2 protein-coding genes are annotated in these 1834 nt (G+C 34.5%); both read right to left on the reverse strand.

Annotated elements, in window-relative coordinates; genetic code table 11:
- Nucleotides 1-80 precede the first annotated feature (80 nt).
- Complete coding sequence (locus QT76_RS07745) at nt 81-1229, reverse strand: RNA-guided endonuclease InsQ/TnpB family protein (RefSeq protein WP_033617283.1); 1149 nt, start codon at nt 1227-1229, stop codon at nt 81-83.
- A complete protein-coding gene (gene tnpA, locus QT76_RS07750) occupies nt 1198-1665 on the reverse strand; it encodes an IS200/IS605 family transposase (protein WP_000063685.1) in 468 nt (155 codons plus the stop codon). The genes QT76_RS07745 and tnpA overlap by 32 nt, the downstream gene beginning before the upstream one ends.
- Nucleotides 1666-1834 lie beyond the last annotated feature (169 nt).

Genomic DNA, 1834 nt, shown 5'->3' on the forward strand with positions numbered 1-1834 from the left:
TTTGACATACTCCCCATAGCTAAAGCTAGGGGATTCTAGCTAAAGCATGAGGAAAATTGGGATCAAGCAAACTCAGCCTACTAGGTAGGTCTTACAAATTCTACCCCAAGAGTTGATGCCCCAACCCTATGAATATTGATAGACGCATTTAAATCCCTGTCTAGTTTCAATCCACAATATTTGCAGTGGTATTCTCTTTCTTTATCTGTTTTGCCTAATTTTTTAATGTCTTTATTAAAGTTTTCATCAACACATAAGCAATTAGAACAAGTCTTAGAGCTAGGATAAAATCTATCAATCTTAACGACATGAGCCTTGTTTTCAAGGATTTTCACAAACTCGCTAAAAGCTATATCGCTCACTTTCCTGCCCCAAAGTTTTTGCATAGCTTTCATGTTCAAGTCTTCAATGAAAATGCTTTGGTATTTTCTACTTAACTTCAAAGCCAATTTATAAAAGAAATCGGTTCTTAAGTGTTTGATTTTTTGGTGCAGTTGGGCTAGTTTCTTTTTAGCTTTTTTAAAGTTATTAGAACCCTTAACTTTCTTGCTAAGGTTTTTACTAAGTCGTTTAATCAAAGGCAAGTATTGAGAGAAAAATAAAGGCGATTCTATCTTAGTGTTGTCAGATCCGGTTAAAAAAGTCCTTAACCCAAAGTCAAAGCCCACGCTTTTATCGCATGCGGTTTGCTTGTTAGGGTTATTTTCTAATTCACAGACTAGACACAAGAAATAATCACCCATATTATCTCTTTTAATGGTTAGAGTTTTTACTTTCCCTATCAAAGCATAAGTTTTAATGAACTTGTAGCTATAACCATTAAAAGAAACAACATTGTCTTTTATCTCAAACCCCACTCCCTTATTCAACCCTGTCTTTTTATCAACTTGGCTTTTGAAAGTGAAAGATTTGTAGTTGGCTACTTTTTTAAATCGTGGCAATTTGGCTTGTTTCTTAAAGAATTTTTTAAACGCTTTATCTATCCTTTCAGTTAAATCTTGTAAGGTTTGTGAGCCTAGTGTTTTTAAAAAAGCATAACGATGGGTCTTTTTCAATTTGGTGGTGTGTTTTTGCAAATCGTTAAGCTTTAAATACTTTTTGAAAAGTCTATAATAGCGTTTGTGCAAGGCAATGCAATGATTATAAAACACGCCATAACGCCTTAATAGTGTGTCTATACGCCTATTCTTATCGTTCTTATAGAGCTTTTGTTTGTAGGTTATCAACATAACTTTTCCATTTTTCTTTTTGCTTAGGGCGGTTGCTGTTTTGTTGGTTTTCAATGTATTGTTTGACAACATTCAAAGGCGCACCCCCCACTGTTGAAATGAAACAGGAATTGGTCCATAAAGTAGGTAGTTTTGTCTTTAAGTGGTTAAATTCTTGTCTTAATATCCTACTGCTACGACCTTTAGCGGTTTTAATGAACTTCATCACTCCAAAGCTTGGATCAATGTCAGCTAAAATGTGGATATGGTCTTTATCGGTTTGCATCTCTATAATCTCTACTCTTAATTCTTTAGCCACTTCTTGAATGATTTCTTTCAACCTCATTTCTACAGCTCCCACTAAGACCTTACGCCTGTATTTAGGACACCACACGATATGGTATTTGCAAGAATAGACAACATTATGATTGCTTTTGTATAAAACAGCGTTACTCATATTTGTAGTATATATAAAAAAAATAACTAATACAAGATATTCATAACATTACCCTTATTTTTGTGCATGATATTGACTCTAATACCCCTATTCCATATTGGCACGCCTAAAGGCGTTTCGCCTTGTATCCCCATAGTTAAAAGCTAGGGGCTTTAAGGCGTTAGTTTTG

Source organism: Helicobacter pylori SA37A (assembly GCF_000476015.1).
In the GTDB taxonomy this organism is placed as follows: Bacteria; Campylobacterota; Campylobacteria; order Campylobacterales; family Helicobacteraceae; genus Helicobacter; species Helicobacter pylori_DB.

What these genes read in the sequence shown, in the direction of transcription:
- tnpA (WP_000063685.1), bottom strand. Translation starts at nt 1,665, where the DNA reads ATGAGTAACGCTGTTTTATACAAAAGCAATCATAATGTTGTCTATTCT.
- QT76_RS07745 (WP_033617283.1), bottom strand. Translation starts at nt 1,229, where the DNA reads ATGTTGATAACCTACAAACAAAAGCTCTATAAGAACGATAAGAATAGG.